Source organism: Streptomyces sp. NPDC046859 (genome assembly GCF_040645135.1).
GTDB lineage: Bacteria > Actinomycetota > Actinomycetes > Streptomycetales > Streptomycetaceae > Streptomyces.
The window spans coordinates 259,740-281,196 of the sequence record NZ_JBEYXR010000009.1 but is presented as its reverse complement, the minus strand read 5'-3'; the positions used below and the strand labels follow the sequence as shown (position 1 = coordinate 281,196).

Annotated in this window: 18 protein-coding genes, 1 pseudogene and 1 riboswitch; of the genes and pseudogenes, 13 read left to right on the top strand and 6 right to left on the bottom strand. The window is 71.3% G+C overall.

What is annotated here, in order from left to right; translation table 11 throughout:
* Positions 1 to 221: 221 nt before the first annotated feature.
* From ABZ899_RS16965 to ABZ899_RS16945, 5 genes are all read left to right on the top strand, one after another.
* Positions 222 to 758, top strand: a complete 537-nt coding sequence (locus tag ABZ899_RS16965; RefSeq protein ID WP_361346277.1) for an FHA domain-containing protein — start codon at positions 222 to 224, stop codon at positions 756 to 758.
* A gap of 39 nt (positions 759 to 797) precedes the next feature.
* A complete protein-coding gene (locus tag ABZ899_RS16960; RefSeq protein ID WP_361346275.1) occupies positions 798 to 1,532 on the top strand; it encodes a MerR family transcriptional regulator in 735 nt (244 codons plus the stop codon).
* 84 nt (positions 1,533 to 1,616) lie between these two features.
* A complete protein-coding gene (locus ABZ899_RS16955; RefSeq protein ID WP_026281837.1) occupies positions 1,617 to 2,090 on the top strand; it encodes a bifunctional nuclease family protein in 474 nt (157 codons plus the stop codon).
* Positions 2,091 to 2,352: 262 nt separating this feature from the next.
* Positions 2,353 to 3,015, top strand: a complete 663-nt coding sequence (locus ABZ899_RS16950; RefSeq protein WP_361346273.1) for a MerR family transcriptional regulator — start codon at positions 2,353 to 2,355, stop codon at positions 3,013 to 3,015.
* A 45-nt stretch (positions 3,016 to 3,060) separates the two neighbouring features.
* Complete coding sequence (locus ABZ899_RS16945) at positions 3,061 to 4,512, top strand: DNA polymerase IV (RefSeq protein WP_361346271.1); 1,452 nt, start codon at positions 3,061 to 3,063, stop codon at positions 4,510 to 4,512.
* 92 nt (positions 4,513 to 4,604) lie between these two features.
* Here ABZ899_RS16945 and ABZ899_RS16940 read toward each other — a convergent pair whose 3' ends face one another.
* On the bottom strand, positions 4,605 to 4,988 hold the full coding sequence (locus ABZ899_RS16940) for a PRC-barrel domain-containing protein (RefSeq protein ID WP_361346269.1): 384 nt from the start codon (positions 4,986 to 4,988) through the stop codon (positions 4,605 to 4,607).
* Between the two features lie 114 nt (positions 4,989 to 5,102).
* Positions 5,103 to 5,198, top strand: a riboswitch (glycine riboswitch).
* 173 nt (positions 5,199 to 5,371) lie between these two features.
* Between ABZ899_RS16940 and gcvP the strand changes: the two genes are divergently transcribed.
* The 5 genes from gcvP (at position 5,372) to ABZ899_RS16915 (ending at position 13,135) form a co-directional block, all read left to right on the top strand.
* The gene (gene gcvP, locus ABZ899_RS16935) at positions 5,372 to 8,257 is read left to right on the top strand and encodes an aminomethyl-transferring glycine dehydrogenase (RefSeq protein ID WP_361346267.1); all 2,886 of its coding nucleotides are present in this window, start codon (positions 5,372 to 5,374) and stop codon (positions 8,255 to 8,257) included.
* A gap of 327 nt (positions 8,258 to 8,584) precedes the next feature.
* Positions 8,585 to 8,674: a K(+)-transporting ATPase subunit F gene (gene kdpF, locus ABZ899_RS16930; RefSeq protein WP_361346265.1), complete on the top strand. Its 90-nt coding sequence runs from the start codon at positions 8,585 to 8,587 to the stop codon at positions 8,672 to 8,674.
* Between the two features lie 8 nt (positions 8,675 to 8,682).
* Positions 8,683 to 10,347, top strand: a complete 1,665-nt coding sequence (kdpA, locus tag ABZ899_RS16925) for a potassium-transporting ATPase subunit KdpA (RefSeq protein ID WP_361346263.1) — start codon at positions 8,683 to 8,685, stop codon at positions 10,345 to 10,347.
* Positions 10,344 to 12,461: a potassium-transporting ATPase subunit KdpB gene (gene kdpB, locus ABZ899_RS16920; RefSeq protein WP_361346261.1), complete on the top strand. Its 2,118-nt coding sequence runs from the start codon at positions 10,344 to 10,346 to the stop codon at positions 12,459 to 12,461. The genes kdpA and kdpB overlap by 4 nt, the downstream gene beginning before the upstream one ends.
* 5 nt (positions 12,462 to 12,466) lie before the next feature.
* The gene (locus tag ABZ899_RS16915; protein ID WP_361346260.1) at positions 12,467 to 13,135 is read left to right on the top strand and encodes a potassium-transporting ATPase subunit C; all 669 of its coding nucleotides are present in this window, start codon (positions 12,467 to 12,469) and stop codon (positions 13,133 to 13,135) included.
* Positions 13,136 to 13,306: 171 nt separating this feature from the next.
* Here the strand turns inward: ABZ899_RS16915 and ABZ899_RS16910 are convergent, their stop codons facing one another.
* Both ABZ899_RS16910 and ABZ899_RS16905 read right to left on the bottom strand, forming a co-directional pair.
* Positions 13,307 to 13,513 carry a DUF5999 family protein gene (locus ABZ899_RS16910; protein ID WP_361346258.1) on the bottom strand — a complete coding sequence of 69 codons (207 nt, stop codon included), beginning with the start codon at positions 13,511 to 13,513 and terminating at the stop codon, positions 13,307 to 13,309.
* 325 nt (positions 13,514 to 13,838) lie between these two features.
* Positions 13,839 to 14,441 carry a hypothetical protein gene (locus tag ABZ899_RS16905; protein WP_361346256.1) on the bottom strand — a complete coding sequence of 201 codons (603 nt, stop codon included), beginning with the start codon at positions 14,439 to 14,441 and terminating at the stop codon, positions 13,839 to 13,841.
* 561 nt (positions 14,442 to 15,002) lie between these two features.
* Between ABZ899_RS16905 and ABZ899_RS16900 the strand changes: the two genes are divergently transcribed.
* Entirely contained in the window at positions 15,003 to 16,523 is a 1,521-nt protein-coding gene (locus ABZ899_RS16900; RefSeq protein ID WP_361346255.1) for a glutamate-cysteine ligase family protein, read from the top strand.
* Positions 16,524 to 16,553: 30 nt separating this feature from the next.
* Here ABZ899_RS16900 and ABZ899_RS16895 read toward each other — a convergent pair whose 3' ends face one another.
* Positions 16,554 to 18,326, bottom strand: a complete 1,773-nt coding sequence (locus ABZ899_RS16895; RefSeq protein WP_361346253.1) for a substrate-binding and VWA domain-containing protein — start codon at positions 18,324 to 18,326, stop codon at positions 16,554 to 16,556.
* A 202-nt stretch (positions 18,327 to 18,528) separates the two neighbouring features.
* Here ABZ899_RS16895 and ABZ899_RS16890 point away from each other — a divergent pair, with 202 nt between their 5' ends.
* Entirely contained in the window at positions 18,529 to 19,329 is an 801-nt protein-coding gene (locus ABZ899_RS16890) for a CPBP family intramembrane glutamic endopeptidase (RefSeq protein WP_361346251.1), read from the top strand.
* A 44-nt stretch (positions 19,330 to 19,373) separates the two neighbouring features.
* On the opposite strand, the pseudogene ABZ899_RS16885 reads toward ABZ899_RS16890, so the two are convergent.
* Positions 19,374 to 20,130, bottom strand: a pseudogene (locus ABZ899_RS16885) (PhzF family phenazine biosynthesis protein).
* A gap of 164 nt (positions 20,131 to 20,294) precedes the next feature.
* Between ABZ899_RS16885 and ABZ899_RS16880 the strand changes: the two are divergent.
* Positions 20,295 to 20,900 (top strand): PadR family transcriptional regulator, encoded by a 606-nt coding sequence (locus ABZ899_RS16880; RefSeq protein WP_361346249.1) that lies wholly within the window; start codon positions 20,295 to 20,297, stop codon positions 20,898 to 20,900.
* A 90-nt stretch (positions 20,901 to 20,990) separates the two neighbouring features.
* On the opposite strand, the gene ABZ899_RS16875 is transcribed toward ABZ899_RS16880, so the two are convergent.
* The gene (locus ABZ899_RS16875; protein WP_361346247.1) at positions 20,991 to 21,425 is read right to left on the bottom strand and encodes an SRPBCC family protein; all 435 of its coding nucleotides are present in this window, start codon (positions 21,423 to 21,425) and stop codon (positions 20,991 to 20,993) included.
* Positions 21,426 to 21,457: the final 32 nt, after the last annotated feature.

Sequence of the window (21,457 nt, the reverse complement as noted above, 5' to 3'; positions counted from 1 at the left end):
GGAAGCTGTTCGGCAAGAGTGCGCGAGATGAGAACGCGACCACTCGTCACCGCGCACAAGGGGACGAGGAAGGGCAGCGCCCCCTGTTCAGGGACCAGGTTCCTGGACCGGGCGGCGACATTTCCGGAGGTCAGGGCGCGTCGTCGGTTGACCCTGGCCAGTCCGGCGACATAGGTTTCGGGCAACCGTCGACCTCGAGTACGGGTGGAGGGTTTTCCCCGATGTCGGCCCTGGTGTGTACGAGGTGCGGTAACCGCAACGCGGAGAACAGCCGCTTCTGCTCCAACTGTGGCGCGCCGCTGCGCGCCGGCGGGGTGCCCGAGCGCCCGTCCGAGACGACGTCGACGATCTCCATCTCGGGCATCGAGGCCTACGACGCCGAGACCACCGGGCAGACGCAGATTCCCGCGCTCTCCCCGGAGGCACAGGCCGCCGTCGACGCGCTGCCGGTGGGTTCCGCGCTCCTGGTGGTGCGCCGTGGACCGAACTCGGGCAGCCGCTTCCTGCTGGACAGCGATCTGACCACCGCCGGGCGGCACCCGCAGAGCGACATCTTCCTGGACGACGTGACCGTCTCGCGTCGGCACGTGGAGTTCCGCCGCGCCCAGGACGGCTCGTTCACCGTGGCCGACGTCGGCAGCCTCAACGGCACGTACGTCAACCGCGAGCGGATCGACCAGGTCGCTCTGAACAACGGTGACGAGGTGCAGATCGGCAAGTACCGGCTGGTCTTCTACGCGAGCCAGCAGGGCTTCTGACCTCCCCCGGACCCGTCCGGGGAGACCCAGGGAAGGTCCATGCTGAAAACACCGAGCGGCGGTGCCGGGAACGGCGCCGCCGCCACGGACGGTCGGCCGATGAGTATCGGCAGGGTGCTGACCGTGCTGCGCGAGGAGTTCCCTGACGTCACCATCTCCAAGATCCGTTTCCTGGAGTCGGAAGGGCTGGTCGAGCCGCGCCGCACGCCGTCGGGCTATCGCAAGTTCGGCCCGCAGGACGTCGAGCGGCTGCGCCACGTCCTGCGGATGCAGCGGGACCACTATCTGCCGCTGAAGGTGATCCGCGAGCATCTGGACGCCATGGAGCGCGGTGAGGCCCCGGCCCCCGCGCTGGGCCGGCAGCGCGACGGCGACGGGGTCCTGGAGCCGGCCGAGGAGCGTGCGGCGGCCCGTCTCGGACGGGCGCAGCTGCTGGCCGCGGCGGGGATCGGGGAGCAGCAACTCACCGAGTGGGAGTCGTACGGGCTGGTCACCCCGCTGCCGGACGGCGCCTACGACGCGGAGGCGGTGACCGTGGCCACGCTCGTGGCCGAGCTGGGCCGCTTCGGCATCGAGCCGCGGCACCTGCGGGTGATGAAGGCCGCCGCGGACCGTGAGGCCGGCCTCGTGGAGCAGGTCGTCGCGCCGCTGAAGCGACACCGCAACCCGCAGACCAGGGCTCATGCCGAAGCCAGGGCCAAGGAACTGGCGGGGCTCACCGTCCGGCTGCACGCCGCGCTGATGCGGACGGCGCTCGGGGTGCGGCTGCCCTGAGGGGCCTTGCACGGATCGGCCGGATCGGCCACCCGATCCCGGCCCGACTACCCAAACGTCCCGAGCACGGCCTAGGGTTGCTGTGTGAACGAGCTCGATGTCGTAGGTGTCCGGGTCGAAATGCCCTCCAACCAACCGATCGTGCTCCTGCGTGAAGTGGGAGGCGACCGCTACCTCCCCATCTGGATCGGGCCCGGGGAGGCGACGGCGATCGCCTTCGCCCAGCAGGGCATGGCCCCCGCGCGACCGCTGACCCACGACCTGTTCAAGGACGTGCTCGAGGCGGTCGGCCAGGAGCTCACCGAAGTGCGCATCACCGATCTGCGTGAGGGCGTCTTCTACGCCGAGCTGGTCTTCGCCAGCGGTGTCGAGGTGAGCGCCCGTCCGTCCGACGCCATAGCGCTGGCGCTGCGCACCGGGACGCCGATCTACGGCAGTGACGGTGTGCTCGACGACGCGGGCATCGCGATCCCGGACGAGCAGGAGGACGAGGTGGAGAAGTTCCGCGAGTTCCTCGACCAGATCTCGCCGGAGGACTTCGGCAGCAGCAGTCAGTGAGACGGCGTGGGCGACCCGCCCGGCCTGGTCCGGAGCGGCCCGGCCCACGGTCCGTCACGGCCCGCGGGCCGGGCATGTGCCACGGGCGAGGGAGGGCGTCATGGACCCCGGTTCGGGCGCATTCGGCTAGCCTTTCCCCGCGACGGGGCACGGGAAACCACTCGTAGGGTGATTATCACTCGGCGTGCCGAGTGTGGCGATCGTTGACGCACCCCCGGTGACTGCCTACCGTCGAGAAGGCAGGTCAAGGACGGAGGTCGGCGTGAGAAGCAGCGGCGGCGGTACGGCTGGGGGTGCACCCGAGCGCGGCCTCGGGGCGAGCGGCCCGTACCCGCTTCACGGCAGCGCTGACCAGGGCGGTGCGGCCGATCACGCCCCGCAACGACCGGCGGCCGTGCCGAGCAGCGGCGGAGGGGCGGCGTCCATGGCGTCCGAGCAGATCGGGTACCGGGGTCCGACGGCCTGTGCGGCCGCGGGGATCACGTACCGGCAACTGGATTACTGGGCCCGCACCGGACTCGTCGAGCCCAGTGTGCGGCCGGCGTACGGGTCGGGGACGCAGCGCCTCTACAGCTTCCGGGACGTCGTCGTCCTCAAGATCGTGAAGCGTTTCCTGGACACCGGTGTGTCCCTGCAGAACATCCGGACCGCCGTCCAGCACCTGCGCGAGCAGGGCTTCCGGGACCTGGAACGGCTGACCCTGATGAGCGACGGCGCCACCGTGTACGAGTGCACGTCGCCGGACGAGGTCCACGCGCTGCTCCAGGGCGGGCAGGGGATCTTCGGGATCGCCGTCGGCGTGGTGTGGCGGGACGTCGAGAGCGCGTTGTCGCAGCTGCACGGGGAGCGGATCGACACCGGGGAGACGCTGGTCGGGCACAACCCGGCCGACGAGCTGGCACGGCGGCGCAACCGCGCGGTCTGAGGACGCGCAGAGGCGTTGTCAGTGCCGTAGGGCAGCATCGGAACTGTGAGAAACGCGCCCACCATCCTGCATCTCGACATGGACGCCTTCTACGCGTCGGTGGAGCAGGCGTCCAAGCCGAGCCTGCGGGGGAAGGCCGTGATCGTGGGCGGGCTGGGGCCCCGCGGGGTGGTCGCCACGGCCTCGTACGAAGCGCGGATCTTCGGGGTGCACTCGGCCATGCCGATGGCGCAGGCGCGGCGGCTCGCGCCCAACGCCGCGTATCTCGTGCCGCGCTTCTCGATCTACCGGGACGTCAGCGAGCGTGTGATGGGGCTGCTGCGGGAGCTGTCGCCTCTGGTGGAGCCGTTGAGCCTGGACGAGGCCTTCGTGGACCTGGAGGCCGGGGGAGTGGCCTGGGACGCGGAGTCCGCCCGGCTGGTGGGGGTGAAGCTGCGCTCCGACATACGGACCGCCACCGGCCTGGCCGGGTCGGTGGGGCTCGCGGCGTCCAAGATGGTCGCGAAGATCGCCTCGGAGCAGGCCAAGCCGGACGGGATGGTGCTGATCGAGCCGGGGACCGAGCGGGCACTCCTCGGGCCGATGTCCGTGCGCGTGCTGCCGGGGGTGGGGCCGGCCACCGGGGACCATCTGCGGCGGGCCGGGATCCACACCGTCGAGGAGATCGCCGAGGCGGGCGAGGACGAGCTGGTGCGGCTGCTGGGGAAGGCGCACGGGCACGCCCTGTACGCGATGGCGCTGGCGCACGACGAGCGGCCCGTGGTGGCCGAGCGGGAGGCGAAGTCCGTCTCGGTCGAGGACACGTACGACGTGGACATCCATGACCGGGTGCGGGTGGGGTTGGAGGTGCAGCGGCTCGCCGACCGGTGTGTGCGGCGGTTGCGGGGGGCCGGGTTGTCGGGGCGGACGATCGTGCTCAAGGTTCGGCGGTACGACTTCTCGACGCTGACGCGGTCGGAGACGTTGCGGGGGCCGACGGATGATCCGGCGGTGGTGCGGGAGGCTGCCGCGCGGCTGCTGGACGGGGTGGACACGACCGGGGGCGTGCGGTTGCTGGGGGTCGGGGTGAGCGGACTGGCCGACTACACGCAGGAGGATCTGTTCGCTCAGGCGGCGGGGGCTGCGGGGGCTGTGGAGGTGGGCGGCGATGCCGAGGAGGGGGAGCTCGGGCTTGCGGGTGCCACGGTCACTTCCGAGGGGGACGGGGGCGGTGTCAGCGGTGGCGAGGAAGGGCGGGCTGAGGAGCAGCCGGCCGAGCGGCGGTGGCACGCCGGGCACGATGTGCGGCATGCCGCGTACGGGCACGGGTGGGTGCAGGGGAGTGGGGTCGGGCGGGTGACCGTGCGGTTCGAGACGCCGGATTCCGGGCCGGGGCGGGTGCGGACGTTTCGGGTCGATGATCCAGCGCTGGACGTGGCGGAGCCGCTGCCGTTGGTGTCGGGGTGGGGGGAGGCGTCGGCTGCCGCGCAGGGGGAGGCGCCTGTGGTGCGGGGGTAGGTCTGCCGGGGCGGAGGAGGCGCTGGGCCGCGCTCGGGGGTGTCGCCGCGCCCGCCTGTGCCGCCCCGGTGGCAGGACTGCCCGCGGCTACGTCAGGGATTGTCGTCGGGGGTGTTGGTGGGGGCCAGGGTGCCGAAGTCGTGGTCCGGGGGCGGGGGGCCCGGGGACACGTCGAGGCCGTAGTGGTGGTAGAGCTGCAGTTCCTGTTCGGGGGACAGGTGCCGGCCCACGCCGAAGTCGGGGGCGTCCTTGATCAGGGCGCGGTCGAAGGGGACGTGCAGGCTGCCGTCCACCAGTTCGCTCGGCTCCAGGGGGACGAAGGCGTCGCGGGAGAAGAGACCGGTGTGTATCGCCGCCCACTCGGGTACGCCGGTCGCGTCGTCCAGGTACACCTCGTCGATGGTGCCGATCTTGGTGCCGCTGCGGTCGAAGGCCTTGCGGCCGATCAGGTTGCGCGGATCGATGTCGGTCTGCACGGTCCCTCCACTTGGTCGCAAGTCATCCGTCAGCACTACGAAAAGCCAGATCCGTGACCGCGGCCACTCGAAGGTTCGTGCGGCGACCCCGCTGGTAGGCTTGGCGTCGGCTGCTGACCCCGTGCGGGAGAGTCCTCCGGAGATCACCGGAGGCGCCGAAGGAGCAAATCCTCCCCGGAATCTCTCAGGCACACGTACCGCATGGACGAGGTCACTCTGGAAAGCAGGGCGGGTGTCGACGGCTCCCGCTCTCACCGACGGTGAAAGCCGGGACCCTCGGGCGCCCCGGTGAAGCTCTCAGGTCGAGATGACAGAGGGGGAGGCCGTCCGGGTACCCGTGCCGTGGTGCCCCTCGAAGGTCGTCAGACCAGGAGGCCTCCGCAATGACCGCCCATCGCATTCCGCTCTCCGAGCTCGAGCAAGGAATTCCCTTCGAGCAGCGCCACATCGGTCCCGATTCCGAGGCGCGGGCCAAGATGCTCGCCCACGTCGGGTACGGCTCGCTCGACGAGCTGACCGCCGCCGCGGTCCCGGACGTCATCAAGAACGCCGACGCGCTCGATCTGCCCGGTGCGCGGACCGAGGCGGAGGTGCTGGCCGAGCTGCGCTCCCTCGCCGACCGGAACCAGGTCCTGGACTCGATGGTCGGCCTCGGCTACTACGGGACGTTCACCCCGCCGGTCATCCTGCGCAACGTCATGGAGAACCCCGCCTGGTACACGGCCTACACGCCGTACCAGCCGGAGATCTCCCAGGGCCGGCTGGAGGCCCTGCTCAACTTCCAGACGGTGGTCGCCGACCTCACCGGGCTGCCGACCTCCGGCGCCTCGCTGCTCGACGAGGGCACCGCCGCCGCCGAGGCGATGGCTCTGTCGCTGCGTATGGGCAAGAACAAGAAGGGCCTCTTCCTGGTCGACGCGGACGCCCTTCCGCAGACCATCGCGGTGATCCAGACCCGCGCCGAGCCCACCGGCGTGGAGGTCGTGGTCGCCGACCTCAGCGAGGGCATCCCGGCCGAGGTCGCCGAGCGCGAGATCAACGGTGTGCTCCTGCAGTACCCGGGCGCCTCCGGTGCCGTACGGGACCTCACGCCCGTCATCGAGCAGGCCCATGAGCTCGGTGCCCTCGTGACCGTCGCCGCCGACCTGCTGGCGCTCACCCTGCTGAAGTCGCCCGGCGAGCTCGGCGCGGACATCGCGGTGGGCACCACGCAGCGGTTCGGTGTGCCGATGGGCTTCGGCGGACCGCACGCCGGCTACATGGCGGTGCGCGAGAAATTCGCGCGCAGCCTGCCCGGCCGCCTCGTGGGCGTGTCCGTGGACGCCGACGGCAACAAGGCGTACCGGCTCGCCCTGCAGACCCGTGAGCAGCACATCCGCCGGGAGAAGGCGACCAGCAACATCTGCACCGCGCAGGTGCTGCTCGCCGTGATGGCCGGCATGTACGCCGTCTACCACGGCCCCGACGGCCTCAAGGGCATCGCCGCCCGCACCCACCGCTACGCCACGATCCTCGCCGCGGGCCTGTCGGCCGGCGGGGTCGAGGTCGTGCACGGCTCGTTCTTCGACACCGTGACGGCCCGCGTGCCCGGCAAGGCCGCCGACGTCGTCGCCGCCGCCCGCGACCACGGGGTGAACCTGCGCCTCGTCGACGCCGACCACGTGTCCGCCGCCTGCGACGAGACGACCACCCGGTCCCAGGTCTCCTCCGTGTGGAAGGCGTTCGGCGTCGAGGGCCGTATCGACGCGCTGGACGCGGCCGCCGGGGACGCGCTGCCCGAGGCGCTGCTGCGCGGCGACGAGTACCTCACGCACCCCGTCTTCCGGCAGCACCGCTCCGAGACCGCGATGCTGCGCTACCTGCGCCGGCTCGCCGACCGCGACTACGCCCTCGACCGCGGCATGATCCCGCTGGGCTCCTGCACGATGAAGCTCAACGCGACGACCGAGATGGAGCCGGTCACCTGGCCCGAGTTCGGCCAGCTGCACCCGTTCGCGCCCGCCGAGCAGGCGGAGGGCTATCTGACCCTCATCCGCGAGCTGGAGGAGCGTCTCGCCGAGGTCACCGGCTACGACAAGGTGTCGCTCCAGCCGAACGCCGGCTCGCAGGGCGAGCTGGCCGGTCTGCTCGCCGTGCGCGGCTACCACCGGGCCAACGGCGACGACCAGCGGACCATCTGTCTGATCCCGTCCTCCGCGCACGGCACGAACGCCGCCAGCGCCGTGATGGCCGGTATGAAGGTCGTCGTCGTGAAGACCGCCGGGGACGGCGAGATCGACGTCGAGGACCTGCGGGCGAAGATCGAGAAGCACCGTGACGAGCTCTCCGTGCTGATGATCACCTACCCGTCCACGCACGGTGTGTTCGAGGAGCACGTCGCCGACATCTGCGCGCAGGTGCACGAGGCCGGCGGCCAGGTCTACGTCGACGGCGCCAACCTCAACGCGCTCGTGGGACTGGCCAAGCCCGGCCACTTCGGCGGTGACGTCTCGCACCTGAACCTGCACAAGACCTTCTGCATCCCGCACGGCGGCGGCGGTCCGGGCGTCGGCCCGGTCGGCGTGCGCGCGCACCTGGCGCCGTACCTGCCGAACCACCCGCTGCAGCCCGCGGCCGGCCCGGAGACGGGCGTCGGCCCGATCTCGGCCGCGCCCTGGGGTTCCGCCGGCATCCTGCCCATCTCGTGGGCGTACGTCCGCCTCATGGGCGGCGAGGGCCTCAAGCGGGCCACGCAGGTGGCCGTGCTGTCCGCGAACTACATCGCCAAGCGCCTCGAGCCGCACTACCCGGTGCTGTACACCGGTCCGGGCGGGCTGGTCGCGCACGAGTGCATCATCGACCTGCGCCCGCTGACCAAGGCGACCGGCGTGAGCGTGGACGACGTGGCCAAGCGACTCATCGACTACGGCTTCCACGCGCCGACCATGTCGTTCCCGGTGGCCGGAACGCTGATGATCGAGCCGACCGAGTCCGAGGACCTGACCGAACTCGACCGGTTCTGCGACGCGATGATCGCCATCCGCGCGGAGATCGAGAAGGTCGGCTCGGGGGACTGGCCCGCCGACGACAACCCGCTGCGCAACGCCCCGCACACCGCCGGGGCGCTCGGCGGCGCGTGGGAGCACGCGTACACCCGTGAGGAGGCCGTGTTCCCGGCCGGAGTGTCGGCCGCCGACAAGTACTGGCCGCCGGTGCGCAGGATCGACCAGGCCTTCGGCGACCGGAACCTGGTGTGCTCCTGCCCGCCCATGGACGCGTACGAGGGCTGACACTCCGCGCGGACCGACGCCGCGTGTGAGATGACGAAGGGCTCCGCCCCCGGCCGTGACCGGCCGGGGGCGGAGCCCTTCCGTATGCCACCCGCCAGGGCGGACACGGCTCGGGCGCGGCACCGTATGGGTTCCGTCAAGGGAGCGCCGCGGGCCGTATGGGAGCCGTCAACAGCGGTCGTTTCCGGCCACGGAGGAGGTTTCCTCGAAGCGTCCCGTCCGAACGACCTTCACCCAGGAGTCCACGATGGCCGATCTGGCCTTCGTCGTCACCGCCATCGCGTGTTTCGCGCTGGTGGCCCTCGTCGCCAAGGGGGTGACGAAGCTGTGACCGCCGAGAACCTCGTCGGCCTCGTCGTGGCCGTCGCCCTGCTGGGCTATCTCGTCCTCGCCCTGATCTTCCCGGAGAGGTTCTGAGAACGCAGATGGGTCCCGTCTCCGCCGGCGTCCTCCAGTTGCTGGCCCTCACCGCAGCCCTGGCGCTCGCCCACAAACCGCTCGGCACCTATATGGCCCGGGTCTACTCCTCGGACCGGCACTGGCGTGCCGAGAAGTGGATCTACCGGTGCATCGGTGCCGACCCCGACCGGCAGATGCGCTGGACCGCGTACCTGCGCGGCGTCCTCGCCTTCTCCGCCGTCGGCGTCCTGTTCCTCTACCTGCTCCAGCGCCTGCAGGGCGTGCTTCCCGGGTCGCTCGGGTTCGCCTCCATCGACCCGGACCAGGCGTTCAACACGGCCGTCTCCTTCGTGACGAACACCAACTGGCAGTCGTACTACGGCGAGCAGGCCATGGGCCACGTCGTGCAGACCGCCGGCCTGGCCGTGCAGAACTTCGTCTCCGCCGCCGTCGGCATGGCCGTCGCCGTGGCGCTGGTGCGCGGGTTCGCGCGCTCGCGCACCGGTGAACTGGGCAACTTCTGGACCGACCTGGTGCGCGGTGTCGTCCGCGTCCTCGTCCCGATCGCCACGGTCGGCGCGCTTGTGCTCGTCGCCTGCGGGGTCCTGCAGAACTTCTCCGGCGTCCACGAGGTCGGCCAGTTCATGGGCGGCACCCAGCAGTGGAACGGTGGCGCGGTGGCCTCGCAGGAGGCCATCAAGGAGCTCGGCACCAACGGCGGCGGCTACTTCAACGCCAACTCCGCGCATCCCTTCGAGAACCCGACGCCGTTCTCCAACCTCTTCGAGATCTTCCTTATCCTCCTCATCCCGTTCGCGCTGACCCGGACGTTCGGCATCATGGTCGGCTCGGTGCGCCAGGGCTACGCGATCCTCGCCACGATGGCCACCATCTGGCTGGGCTTCACCGCCCTGATGATGTGGACCGAATTCAGCCACCACGGCTCGGCGTTCGCCATCGCGGGCGGGGCGTACGAGGGCAAGGAGGTGCGCTTCGGCGTCGGCGGTTCGTCGATCTTCGCCGTGGCGACCACGCTGACCTCGACCGGTGCCGTGGACTCCTTCCACTCGTCGTTCACCGGACTCGGCGGCGGCATCGCCCTGCTGGGGATGATGCTGGGCGAGATCGCGCCCGGGGGAGTGGGCTCCGGCCTGTACGGCATGCTGATCATGGCGATCATCGCGGTGTTCATCGCCGGTCTGATGGTCGGCCGCACCCCCGAGTACCTGGGCAAGAAGATCGGCTCCCGCGAGATCAAGGCGGCGGCCTGCTACCTCCTCGTCACGCCCTCGCTCGTGCTCGTCTTCACGGCCCTCGCGATGGCGCTGCCCACCCCGGCGCACTCCATGGCCAACAGCGGGGCGCACGGCTTCTCCGAGATCCTGTACGCCTATACGTCCGCCGCCAACAACAACGGCTCGGCCTTCGCCGGTCTGAACGCGGACACGCAGTGGTTCAACACCACGCTCGGACTGTGCATGCTGCTCGGCCGGTTCGTGCCGATGGTGTTCGTGCTGGCCCTGGCCGGCTCGCTCGCCGAGCAGCGACCGGTCCCGGTCACCACGGGCACCCTGCGCACCGACAAGCCCCTGTACGCGGGTCTGCTCGCCGGCACGGTCATCGTCGTCACCGGCCTGACCTACTTCCCGGCCCTCGCCCTCGGGCCGCTCGCCGAGGGGCTGGCGTCATGACCACCGATCTACAGAAACAGGACGCCATGTCCCCTACCCCTCTCGCGCCCACGCTCGCGCCCCACCAGGACACGCCGACCGGGCACAGGACGCCCCAAGGACGCGTCGGCGCGGGCATGTTCGACCCGAAGCAACTGCTCAGGTCGCTGCCGGACGCCTTCCGCAAGCTCGACCCACGGGTCATGGTCAAGTCACCCGTGATGTTCGTGGTGTGGGTCGGCTCGGTCCTGACGACGGCCTTCGCCGTCGCCGACCCCGGCGATTGGTTCGGCTGGACCATCAGCGCCTGGCTGTGGCTGACGGTGGTCTTCGCCAACCTGGCGGAGGCCGTCGCCGAGGGCAGGGGCAAGGCGCAGGCCGACACCCTGCGCCGGGCCAGGACGGACACGGTGGCGCGCCGGGCCGACGGCACGACGGTCGCCGGCACCGAGCTGCGGATCGGCGATCTCGTGGTGTGCGAGGCCGGTGACGTCATCCCGGGCGACGGGGACGTCGTGGAAGGCGTCGCGTCCGTCGACGAGTCGGCGATCACCGGTGAATCGGCCCCGGTCATCCGGGAGTCCGGCGGCGACCGTTCGGCCGTCACCGGAGGGACGAAGGTCCTCTCCGACCGGATCGTCGTCCGGGTCACGACCCGGCCCGGCGAGACGTTCATCGACCGGATGATCGGCCTGGTCGAGGGCGCGGCCCGGCAGAAGACGCCGAACGAGATCGCGCTCAACATCCTGCTGGCCTCGCTGACCGTCGTCTTCCTGCTCGCCTGCGCCACCCTGCCGCCGCTCGCCGACTACGCCGGCACGCATCTGTCGATGGTCGTGCTGGTGGCCCTGCTGGTCTGCCTGATCCCGACCACGATCGGGGCGCTGCTCTCCGCCATCGGCATCGCGGGCATGGACCGGCTCGTGCAGCGCAATGTGCTCGCCCTGTCCGGGCGGGCCGTCGAGGCCGCCGGTGACATCTCCACGCTGCTGCTCGACAAGACCGGCACCATCACGCTGGGCAACCGCAGGGCGGCCGAGTTCGTGCCGGTGAGCGGGGTGACGGCCGCCGAGGTGGCGGACGCCGCCCAGCTGTCGTCGCTGGCGGACGAGACGCCCGAGGGCCGCTCGGTGGTCGTGCTCGCAAAGGAACGGTACGGACTGCGCGAGCGGGAGCTGACCGGCGCCGAGTGGGTCGCGTTCACCGCGCAGACCCGGATGTCCGGCGTGGACGTCCCCGGACGCAGGATCCGCAAGGGTGCCGCCGGGGCCGTCATCGCCTGGGTCGCCGAACGCGGCGGCGACGTGCCGGGCGAGGCACGGGAACTGGCCGACCGGATCGCCGGGGCCGGTGGTACGCCGCTGCTGGTGGCGGTGGAGGACGCCGCCGGGGCGCGGGTGCTCGGCGTCGTCCACCTCAAGGACGTCGTCAAGGACGGCATGCGCGCACGCTTCGCGGAACTGCGCCGCATGGGCATCAGAACCGTCATGATCACCGGTGACAACCCGCTGACCGCGAAGGCGATCGCCGAGGAGGCGGGCGTCGACGACTTCCTCGCCGAGGCGACTCCCGAGGACAAGATGGCGCTGATCAAGCGGGAGCAGGCGGGCGGCAAGCTCGTCGCGATGACCGGTGACGGCACCAACGACGCGCCCGCGCTCGCCCAGGCGGACGTCGGCGTGGCGATGAACACCGGTACGTCGGCCGCCAAGGAGGCCGGCAACATGGTCGACCTCGACTCCGACCCGACCAAGCTGATCGAGATCGTCGAGATCGGCAAGCAGCTCCTCATCACACGCGGCGCGTTGACCACGTTCTCCATCGCCAACGACGTGGCGAAGTACTTCGCGATCATCCCGGCGCTGTTCGCGGCGGTCTACCCCGGGCTGGACAAGCTCAACATCATGGGCCTCTCCTCACCGAGCTCGGCGATCCTGTCGGCGGTCGTGTTCAACGCGCTGGTCATCGTCGCGCTGGTGCCGCTGGCGCTGAAGGGCGTGCGCTACCGGCCCGTCAGCGCGGACCGCCTGCTGCGGCGGAACCTCACCGTCTACGGCCTGGGCGGCCTGATCGCGCCGTTCCTCGGCATCAAGGTCATCGACCTGCTCCTCTCCCTCATCCCCGGAATCGGCTGAAGGACATGAACCACTCCGTATCCCACACGGCCCGTCTGCTCTGGGCGGGGCTGCGCGCCCTCCTCGTGCTCACCCTGGTGACGGGTGTCGTCTATCCGCTGGCCGTCACCGGCGTCGCACAGGGGCTGTTCGCCGGCAAGGCCAACGGCTCCGAGATCAGGGCGGACGGCAGGGTCGTCGGCTCCTCCCTGATCGGCCAGGCGTACAACCTGCCGCTGAAGAAGGGCCAGGAGACCCCGGCGCCCGACCTCAAGTGGTTCCAGGGCCGTCCGCAGAACGGCCTGGGCAGCAACAGCCTCAACACCCGGTACCACCTGATCCTGTCCGGCGCGACCAACCGGTCCGGTGACAACCTGGAACTCGTCCAGTGGGTGAAGGAGGCCAAGGCCGCCGTCGTCAAGGACAACTCGACCGCCGGGTACCGGGTGAAGCCGTCCCAGGTCCCCGCGGACGCGGTGACGTCCTCCGGTTCGGGGCTGGACCCGGACATCTCCCCGCAGTACGCCGACCTCCAGGTCCACCGGGTCGCCGAGCGCAACGGCCTGTCCCCGGGGCAGGTGCGGAAGCTGGTCGAGGCCCACACCGAGGGCCGTACGCTCGGATTCATGAGCGAACCCCGGGTCAACGTCCTCGAACTCAACGTCGCGTTGCGGGACTTGGCCGGCACGCGCTGACGCGGGCCGTTCGCCCGGGGGACACGGGGCACTACGGTGCGTGAGCGTGCCCGGACACACGTGGGGGCCGGCTCGCAGTCGGAGTCTGCGACCGGCCCCTGGGAGTACTCCGGGCGTGCGGCGGGCGCCGCCCGGTGACGCGGGCCTGTCCGGCGTGTGGGCCGGGGACGGCTACGCGGCGGTGACCACCTTGCCGGCGACCAGCGGACGGTGCGGGGCGATGATCTTGCCGTCCGGCAGGAGTTCACCGGTGTCCTCGAAGAGGAGAACACCGTTGCACAGCAGGCTCCAGCCCTGCTCCGGGTGGTGCGCCACGAGTCGGGCGGATTCCCGGTCGGCGGAGTCGGCTGAGGGACACGGTGGTTGGTGCTGGCACATGGAGGGGATCTTTCGCTCTGTCGTGACGGATGAGATGGCTGATGTGTCTGTCTCGCGGCGTGAAGCTTCGTTCATGGCCGCCCCCCGTTGTATAAGTCGGTCGGAACCCAGTGTTGCCCTACGGGCGGTAATCCGCAGGGATTTGGCAGCACCGCTTCTCACAGGATGAGGACGCGTCACCCGCGCGGGCGGTTCATCCCCACCGCACTGTCCCTTCGGGTGGTTTCACCTGGCCGGATGGGGCTAGTCCCGGTGGCCCCTCCGAACGCCGCGTACCCCGCCACCCGGAGCGGTGACGGGGTACGCGGGCCTCGCGCCGTGCGGGTCAGGCCGGAGAGCCGAGCAGGGGTGGCAGGGGTGGCAGCGGCGTCGGGGTGGCCCGCAGGGTGAGGACGGGCAGCAGGTCGGCCACCCGGTGCGGTACGTGGGAGGCGATGCCGGGAGGCGCCGGGGCCAGCGGGATGAGGACGTCCGCGGGGTCGGGGTGGCCGGAGGCGGCGTCGGCGGTGCTGTCGGCGTGCAGCCAGAGGGTGAGCATGTAGAGGCCGGGGAACGACAGCAGCCGCGGCTGGTACGGCTGCGTCAGCGTCTCGGCCTGCCGCAGCGCGCGCTCGGTCGAGGTGACGTAAGGGCCCTCGAAGAAGTGCGAGAAGGTCCAGCCGTCGGGGGTCAGCCGGGTCTCGGCGGCGGCCACCGCGCGTTCGCCGCACCGGATCAGGAAGCGCCAGCCGGTCAGCCGGGTCGCGGACCCGCCTCCCGGGGTGACCTCGTCCAGGACGTGGACGGGCAGCGGGAGTTCGGGGGTGGCGGGTCCCTGCGCGGCGCGCAGGGAGGGAGTTCGGGCCTCGCTGACGGCGGTGGGGGAACCGAGCGCGGTCAGGACGGAACGCAGTGCGGGCGCGGGAGCCGGGGGAACATGCAGCTGCATGGTGGGTCGCCTCTCATTCGACAGGCACGATGGCGCGAGGGCGGGGCAGGGCGGACAGCGCTGTCTGCTCGGGGGGAGGTCAGAGGTGCCGGGGAGCCGGGGTCCGAGAAGCGCGGGGGATGTGGGCCTGCCGTACGTCACCTGGACGACAGGTATGGGGACCGCGGGTGCCGACCCTCTGCCTGATAGCGCAGTTTATACGACGACTGTTCAGATGATGTTTCATCTAGCCGGTCCCGGTGTACAAGACAAGGGTGCATTCGGTCGGCGATATGCGGGAGAAAATCCCCATTCCCGGCCGGAGGTGTGGTGATGACCTCGAAAAACGTCCGGGGCGCGGTCGGCCAATTGTCGTCGGCGTTTTTCACGAGTTCGTCAGCCCGCGGAAACTGCGCTGTGCCGCATGCCCGGTGAATGTGCCGCCGGTCACATCGGAACAGAGTAGCGGCACACATGCCCGGGCGGGGACGTTATCGATCGCCTTCGCTGGGCATCATCCCACCTGACCCGCGAGACCGGCGGCCGATCGTCGGCCCGCCCATCCGAGGAGAGGACACTTCGATGGGGGAGAAGGTCGTGGCAGGTCGATTCGACCTGTCCGATCGTCAGCACTACCGCGACAAGCTGCGGCAGTGTCTGACGGGGCTGGAGCGGCTGCTGGAGGAGCGGCGGTTCGACCGTCCCAGGAATCTGCTGGGGCTGGAGATCGAGTTGAATCTCACCGGCGCCGATGGTATGCCCAAAATGCTGAACGGACAGGTGCTGGAGCGCATCGCCAGCCGGGACTTCCAGACCGAACTCGCCATGTTCAATCTGGAGGTCAACATAGCGCCGCACCGACTGGAGGGGCGTGTTTTCGACCAGCTCGGCGAGGAACTCCGTACGTCACTGGCATATGCCGACCGAAAAGCGGGAGAGGTCGACGCGGGAATCGTGATGATCGGTATTCTGCCGACCCTCGACCGCGACGATCTGGTCTCCTCCAACCTCTCCGAGGTGGACCGCTACGCGCTCCTCAACGAGCAGATCGTGGCCGCCCGCGGCGAGGACTTCACCCTGGACATCGACGGCGTGGAACGCCTGTCGTGCACCTCGAAGTCCATCGCCCCCGAAGCCGCCTGCACCTCCGTGCAGCTGCACCTGCAGGTCACCCCGGGCCGCTTCGCCGACGTCTGGAACGCCGCCCAGGCGGTCGCCGCCGCCCAGATCGCGGTCGGCGCCAACTCGCCGTTCCTGTTCGGACGCGAGCTGTGGCGGGAGTCCCGCCCGCCGCTCTTCCAGCAGTCCACCGACACCCGCCCGCCCGAGCTCCAGGCGCAGGGCGTGCGGCCGCGCACCTGGTTCGGGGAGCGCTGGATCACCTCGGCGTACGACCTCTTCGAGGAGAACCTGCGGTACTTCCCGGCCCTGCTGCCGATCTGCGACGACGAGAATCCGCTGGAGGTCCTGGACGCCGGCGGCATCCCCGGCCTCTCCGAACTCGTCCTGCACAACGGCACCGTCTACCGCTGGAACCGGCCCGTCTACGACGTCGCCGACGGCGTACCGCACCTGCGCGTGGAGAACCGCGTCCTGCCCGCCGGACCGACCGTCACGGACGTCATCGCCAACGCGGCCTTCTACTACGGCGTCGTCCGCGCCCTCGCCGAGGAGACGCGGCCCGTCTGGACCCGGATGCCCTTCGAGGCGGCGGCCGCCAACTTCGACGCCGCGTGCAAGGACGGCATTGACGCCCGGCTGCGCTGGCCGCGCCGGGGGCGGCACGGCGCCATGGCCGAGGTCGACGCCGTCAGCCTGGTCCGCGACGAACTGCTGCCGCTGGCCGAGGCCGGGCTGGACGCGTGGGGTGTCGAACCGGCCGACCGCGACTTCTACCTGGGTGTCATCGAGGAGCGCTGCCGTCGGCGCACCAACGGCGCGTCCTGGCAGGCGGCCACCTTCCACCGGGCGCTGGAGTCCGGGCTGGGCCGGGACGCCGCGCTGGCCGCGACCACCCGGCGCTACCGGGAGCTGATGCACCACGGCGAGCCCGTGCACACCTGGCCGGTGGGCCTGCCGGAGCCGGTCCCGGCCGCCAGGTGAGGACCGCCCGGCGGAGCGTACGGGCGGCCGTCAGCTCCGCCGGTCCGGGGACGCCGCCTTCACGATCGCCTTGAGGATGGCCGTCTCCATCTGGGCCGGGTCCGTCACCTCGTGGCCCGCGCCGCCGGTCGCCTTCGCGATCCGGTCGGCCTCCTCGCGGTCGGCGTCCGGGCCCACCGCGATCATGATGAGGGGGAGCGGGCGCTTGGGGTCGGCGAGCTCCTCGAGCCGGGCGAGGAGACCGGCCCGCGAGACGCTGCCCGGGTCCTCGTTGACGCCGTCCGTGAGGACGACCACGGCGTTGAAGCGGCCCTTCGCATAGGTGGAGGCCGCCGCCCGGTAGGCGGCGAGCGTCGTGTCGTACAGTCCCGTCGCGCCGTCCGGCACCGGCTCCAGCTTGCCGAACGCCGCCTCCAGCCGGTCCCGCTGGGTGACGTCGTCCTCGCTGTCCCCGAGGCGCCCGGCCGGCACTCGCACGCGGTAGTCCTTGGCGCCGTCCAGCGCGGTCGAGAAGTCCCACAGGCCGATCTCGTCGTCGGCCGTGAAGGTGTCCAGGGCGCGCAGCAGCGACGCCTTGGTGACGTCCATACGGGACCGCTCGGTCCCCGGCACCCGCTCCTCCATGGAGGCGGAGGCGTCCACGACCATGGTGATCCGCGCGCTGCGCACGGTGATCTCCCAGACGCCGAGCGTCTCCTGCAGCGCCACCGCCGTGGCCGGCCGGTCCACGGGCTCCGCGTACGGCTGGGAGGCGCTGCCGCCGGCCCGCGCGACCAAGCCGTCGGGCACCTTCTCGTCGGACGTGCGGAAGCCGTGACGTTCCAGCAGGCGCTGCTGCTCCGGGTCGTCGAGATAGCTCATGAACCGGATCGCCGCCCGGCTCTCGTCGGTCGTCAGCCCGGTCTGGTCGAGCAGCGCGTACGGGTAGTCGAGCCGCGGGGCCCCGTCCTCCGGGTAGAAGAAGTCCAGGTCGCGGGCGTCCTCGGTGGCCGCGTTGTACCGGAAGGCGGCCTGTTCGCTGAGGACCACCGCCTGGTTGCGCCGGGGGTTGGCCGACTCGGTCTCCGAGGTGTCGCGCGGCAGGGTCTCCAGGACCTGCCCGTCGCCCTCGGTGACCCGCTCCGACAGCGCCTTCATGAGGCCCGCCGCCCGGGTGTCCCCGCCCCGTCTCGCGCCGGCGGCCGCGCTCACCCGGGTCAGGGCGAGCAGCCCGGCCGCGCTGCGCGCCGGATCGGCCGCTCCGAGCCGCACGGGGCCGCCGCCGAGGGTGGCCCCGGCCAGCTCCGTCCAGGTGTACGTCCGGCGCGGCCACCCCAGCGCCTTCGCGGCGGCCGGGGCCATCGCGACCCCGACGGGGGAGGTGGCGACGTTGCCGATCGTGGAGACCTCGGCTGTGCCGCCGTTCGCCGTGAGCCGCTGCACCCACGCCTGCGAGTCCGGCACCCACACCTCGGCGCCGGGGTCCTCGTCCGCCGTCAGCGCGTCGGCGACCTGGTGCGGCTCCCGTGCGGTCACCGTCACGGACACACACCGCCCGTCCGAGGTGAGAGCGGCCCGGCGGGCCCGCTCGGCGGCCGTCTCCAGCGCGGGGGCCACCTCGGGGGAGGCCACCAGTCTCAACCGCACCGGATCGTCCTGGCACGACGTGCCGAAGGACAGCAGGCCCTCCTCGACCGCGGCGGCCGTGCCGCCGGCCACCGTCAGCGCCACGGCCGTCACCAGGGCCAGCCTGCGCCGGAAGGCGCGCCGACGGGGGTCGCCGCTGCCCGCTCCACACTGATCGGGCAAGCTGTGACGTCCCATGACGGTGGTGCCCCTCCCTGTCGCCCCGCCCGGTCCCCCGCCGCACTCCGCCGTGGGGCGGGCCAGGGGTGGTGCGGGCGGTGCGCCCCGTACGGAGCCCCGTCCCCCCGACGGCGGGCCCCGCGCGGTCCTCGTGACTTTTTTCGAGACCCTAGCGGGGCGGCGATCAGGATGAGACGGGATTAGCCAACTGGAGGCAGGTGTGCAGGGCGAGGCAGATCCCCTGGCCGATTCCTTTCCGCGTGAGCGGCCCGCACGGCGGATCCTCCGTGACGAGACACTGCTCGTCCTCGCGCTCTCGCTCGGCGCGAGCGGTGTGTCCGCCCTGATCAGCTTCGTCGGCTCCGTGACGAAGCCGGGCGGCCTCAAGGACCAGGCGGCCACGCTCAACGCCTCGGCCGCGCCCGGGCGTCCGTGGCTGGACCTGGCCTGGCAGCTGTTCGGGATCGCCAGCGCGCTGGTGCCCGTCGCGCTGGTCGCCCACCTCCTCATGCGGGAGGGGCGGAGCATGCGGACGATCGGCTTCGACCGCGGGCGGCCCTGGTTCGACCTGGGCCGCGGGGCGGGCGTCGCGGCGGTGATCGGCAGCACCGGGATCGCGTTCTACCTCGCCGTCCGTGAGCTCGGCTTCAACCTCACCGTGGTGCCCGAGGCGCTGCCGGACGTGTGGTGGAAGTACCCGGTGCTGATCCTTTCGGCCCTGCAGAACGCCGTCCTGGAAGAGGTCGTCGTCGTCGGGTATCTGATGCGGCGCCTCGGGCAGTTGGGCTGGACGCCCGGCACCGCCCTGGTGGCCGGCTCCGTGCTGCGCGGCTCGTACCACCTCTACCAGGGCATCGGGGGCTTCCTCGGCAACATGGTGATGGGCGTGGTCTTCGTCCTCCTCTACCGGCGCTGGGGTCGCGTGGGCCCGCTGGTCGTCGCCCACGCCCTGCTCGACATCGGGGCGTTCGTCGGATACGCCCTGCTGGCGGGCCGCGTGGACTGGCTGCCGACGGCCTGATCCGGAGGGCGGGACGAAGGGGGCCGCCGTGCGGCGGAGATTCCCTAGGCGTTGAGCTCGCCCTCGATGACCGTGACCGCGCGGCCGCTCAGCAGGGTGCGGTCGCCGCGCACTTCGACGCGGACGTGACCGGGGCGGTGGGAGGCCTGCAGGCCCGTGAGCTCGGTGCTGCCGAGGCGTTCGGACCAGAACGGCGCGAGGGCCGTGTGGGCGCTGCCGGTGACGGCGTCCTCGTCGACGCCGACGTTGGGGAAGAACCCGCGGCTGACGAAGTCGTGACCCCGGGCGGGGTCCTCGGCGCGGGCGGTGGCGATGACGCCGCGCCCGGAGTGCGCGCCGAGCGCCCGGAAGTCGGGGGTCAGGGCGCGGACCGTCTTCTCGTCGGGGAGTTCGACGAGCAGGTCGCCGACGTACGGGCCGGTGTCGAAGGCGCTCAGTGGTTCGGCGCCGAGGGCCTGCGCGAGCCCGTCGGGCACGGGCACGGGGGTGAGCGGGGCGGTCGGGAAGTCGAGCGTGATCGAACCGGAAGGGGGCGTACGAGCCGTTCGTACGGACGTGGGCCGTGGCGAGGGTGGCGTGGCCGCACAGGGCCACCTCGGCGGCGGGGGTGAACCAGCGCAGCGCCCAGTCGGCCTCGCCGCCCCCGGGCAGCCGGTGCGCGAACGCCGTCTCGGGATGGTTGACCTCCCTGGCCACGTCCTGGAGCCAGGCGTCCGCCGGGAAGGCGTCGAGGAGCAGGACCCCCGCCGGGTTGCCGGAGAAGGGGCGGTCGGTGAAGGCGTCGACGATTCGAATCCGCATGCCGCCGACGGTAGGGGGTGCCGGGAGCGGGGGGCCAAGGCCAATCAGAGGGTGCTGGACCGGAGTCCGCTCGATCGGGCAGCTCGGAAGGGCCTTGTCGTTCCAATGTTTCCGATATATCGTTGAAGCATCGCGACAGATCAACAATGGATGGAGTGAGGGCGATGCGTTCCCATGGATTCGAGCGTGGACACGGTGGCCACGAAGGTCGCGGCCGAGGTGGTTCGGAAGGGCGCCGTGGCGCCTTCGGGCCGTTCGGTCCGGGCTTCGGCGGACCCGGATTCGGACCCGGCCCGTGGGGGCCCAGGGGCCGGGGCGGGCCCCGGGGGCGGGCGCGGCGCGGTGACGTACGGGCGTCGATCCTCGCCCTGCTGAAGGACCGCCCGATGCACGGCTACGAGATGATCCAGGAGATCGCCGAGCGCAGCGGCGGGGCGTGGAAGCCCAGCCCCGGCTCGGTGTACCCGACCCTTCAACTGCTGGAGGACGAGGGCCTGATCGTCAGTGAGAGCGAGGGCGGCAAGAAGCTGTTCTCCCTGACCGAGTCGGGCCGCGAGGCGGCCGAAGCGGGACCGGACGCCCCGTGGGAAGAGGCTTCCCGCGGGGTCGACTGGGAGGCGCTGGGCGAGATCCGGCAGGCCGGCTTCGGTCTGATGGAGGCCTTCGGCCAGGTCTGGAAGACGGGCACCAAGGAACAGCGCGAGAAGGCGCTCGCCGTCATCGGCGAGGCCCGCAAGAAGCTGTACCTGATCCTCGCCGATGAGGACTGAGCGGCACCACGGCCTTCCCGCCGTGACCCACAGGCGCCCCGTGGAACGATCCACGGGGCGCTTCGCGTCGCCCGGAGGGGCCCGGAGTCCTCAGGTCACCAGACCCGCCAGCCTGCGCAGCGACTCGTTCAGCGCGGCCGTCGCCGAGTCCCTGAGCCTGCCGGCCATCAGGGACACCGCCGCGCCCGTGAACTCCCCGTCGATCCGCAGTGCCGTGGCCGAACCGCCGGCCTCGGGCGTCAGCGTGTACCGCGTGGTCACCGTGACCGCCATCGGTCCCTTGCCGCGGATGGCGAGCGTCCGGGCCGGCTCCAGTTCCTCGATGGTCCATTCGACCTCCGCGGGGAAGCCCATCAGCTTCATGTTCTCCTGGAAGGTCCCACCGACCTCGAGGACCGAGGGTCCGCCGGCCGGGAAGTCCGTGTGGGTCGCGTTCCACTCGCCGTACGACGACCAGTCCGTCAGCTGTGCCCAGACCTTCTCGGCGGGGGCCTCGATGTGTGCCTCCGCGCTGACTTCGGCCATGCGACCACCTCTTCGTGTCGGGCTCGGGTGTC

Excerpts from the sequence above, each read along its gene's own strand:
- ABZ899_RS16910 (WP_361346258.1), bottom strand. The coding sequence starts at position 13,513 with ATGTGCCAGCACCAACCACCGTGTCCCTCAGCCGACTCCGCCGACCGG.
- gcvP (WP_361346267.1), top strand. The coding sequence starts at position 5,372 with ATGACCGCCCATCGCATTCCGCTCTCCGAGCTCGAGCAAGGAATTCCC.
- ABZ899_RS16965 (WP_361346277.1), top strand. The coding sequence starts at position 222 with ATGTCGGCCCTGGTGTGTACGAGGTGCGGTAACCGCAACGCGGAGAAC.
- ABZ899_RS16915 (WP_361346260.1), top strand. The coding sequence starts at position 12,467 with ATGAACCACTCCGTATCCCACACGGCCCGTCTGCTCTGGGCGGGGCTG.
- ABZ899_RS16960 (WP_361346275.1), top strand. The coding sequence starts at position 798 with ATGCTGAAAACACCGAGCGGCGGTGCCGGGAACGGCGCCGCCGCCACG.
- kdpB (WP_361346261.1), top strand. The coding sequence starts at position 10,344 with ATGACCACCGATCTACAGAAACAGGACGCCATGTCCCCTACCCCTCTC.
- kdpA (WP_361346263.1), top strand. The coding sequence starts at position 8,683 with ATGGGTCCCGTCTCCGCCGGCGTCCTCCAGTTGCTGGCCCTCACCGCA.
- ABZ899_RS16880 (WP_361346249.1), top strand. The coding sequence starts at position 20,295 with ATGCGTTCCCATGGATTCGAGCGTGGACACGGTGGCCACGAAGGTCGC.
- ABZ899_RS16905 (WP_361346256.1), bottom strand. The coding sequence starts at position 14,441 with ATGCAGCTGCATGTTCCCCCGGCTCCCGCGCCCGCACTGCGTTCCGTC.
- ABZ899_RS16895 (WP_361346253.1), bottom strand. The coding sequence starts at position 18,326 with ATGGGACGTCACAGCTTGCCCGATCAGTGTGGAGCGGGCAGCGGCGAC.
- ABZ899_RS16900 (WP_361346255.1), top strand. The coding sequence starts at position 15,003 with ATGGGGGAGAAGGTCGTGGCAGGTCGATTCGACCTGTCCGATCGTCAG.
- ABZ899_RS16875 (WP_361346247.1), bottom strand. The coding sequence starts at position 21,425 with ATGGCCGAAGTCAGCGCGGAGGCACACATCGAGGCCCCCGCCGAGAAG.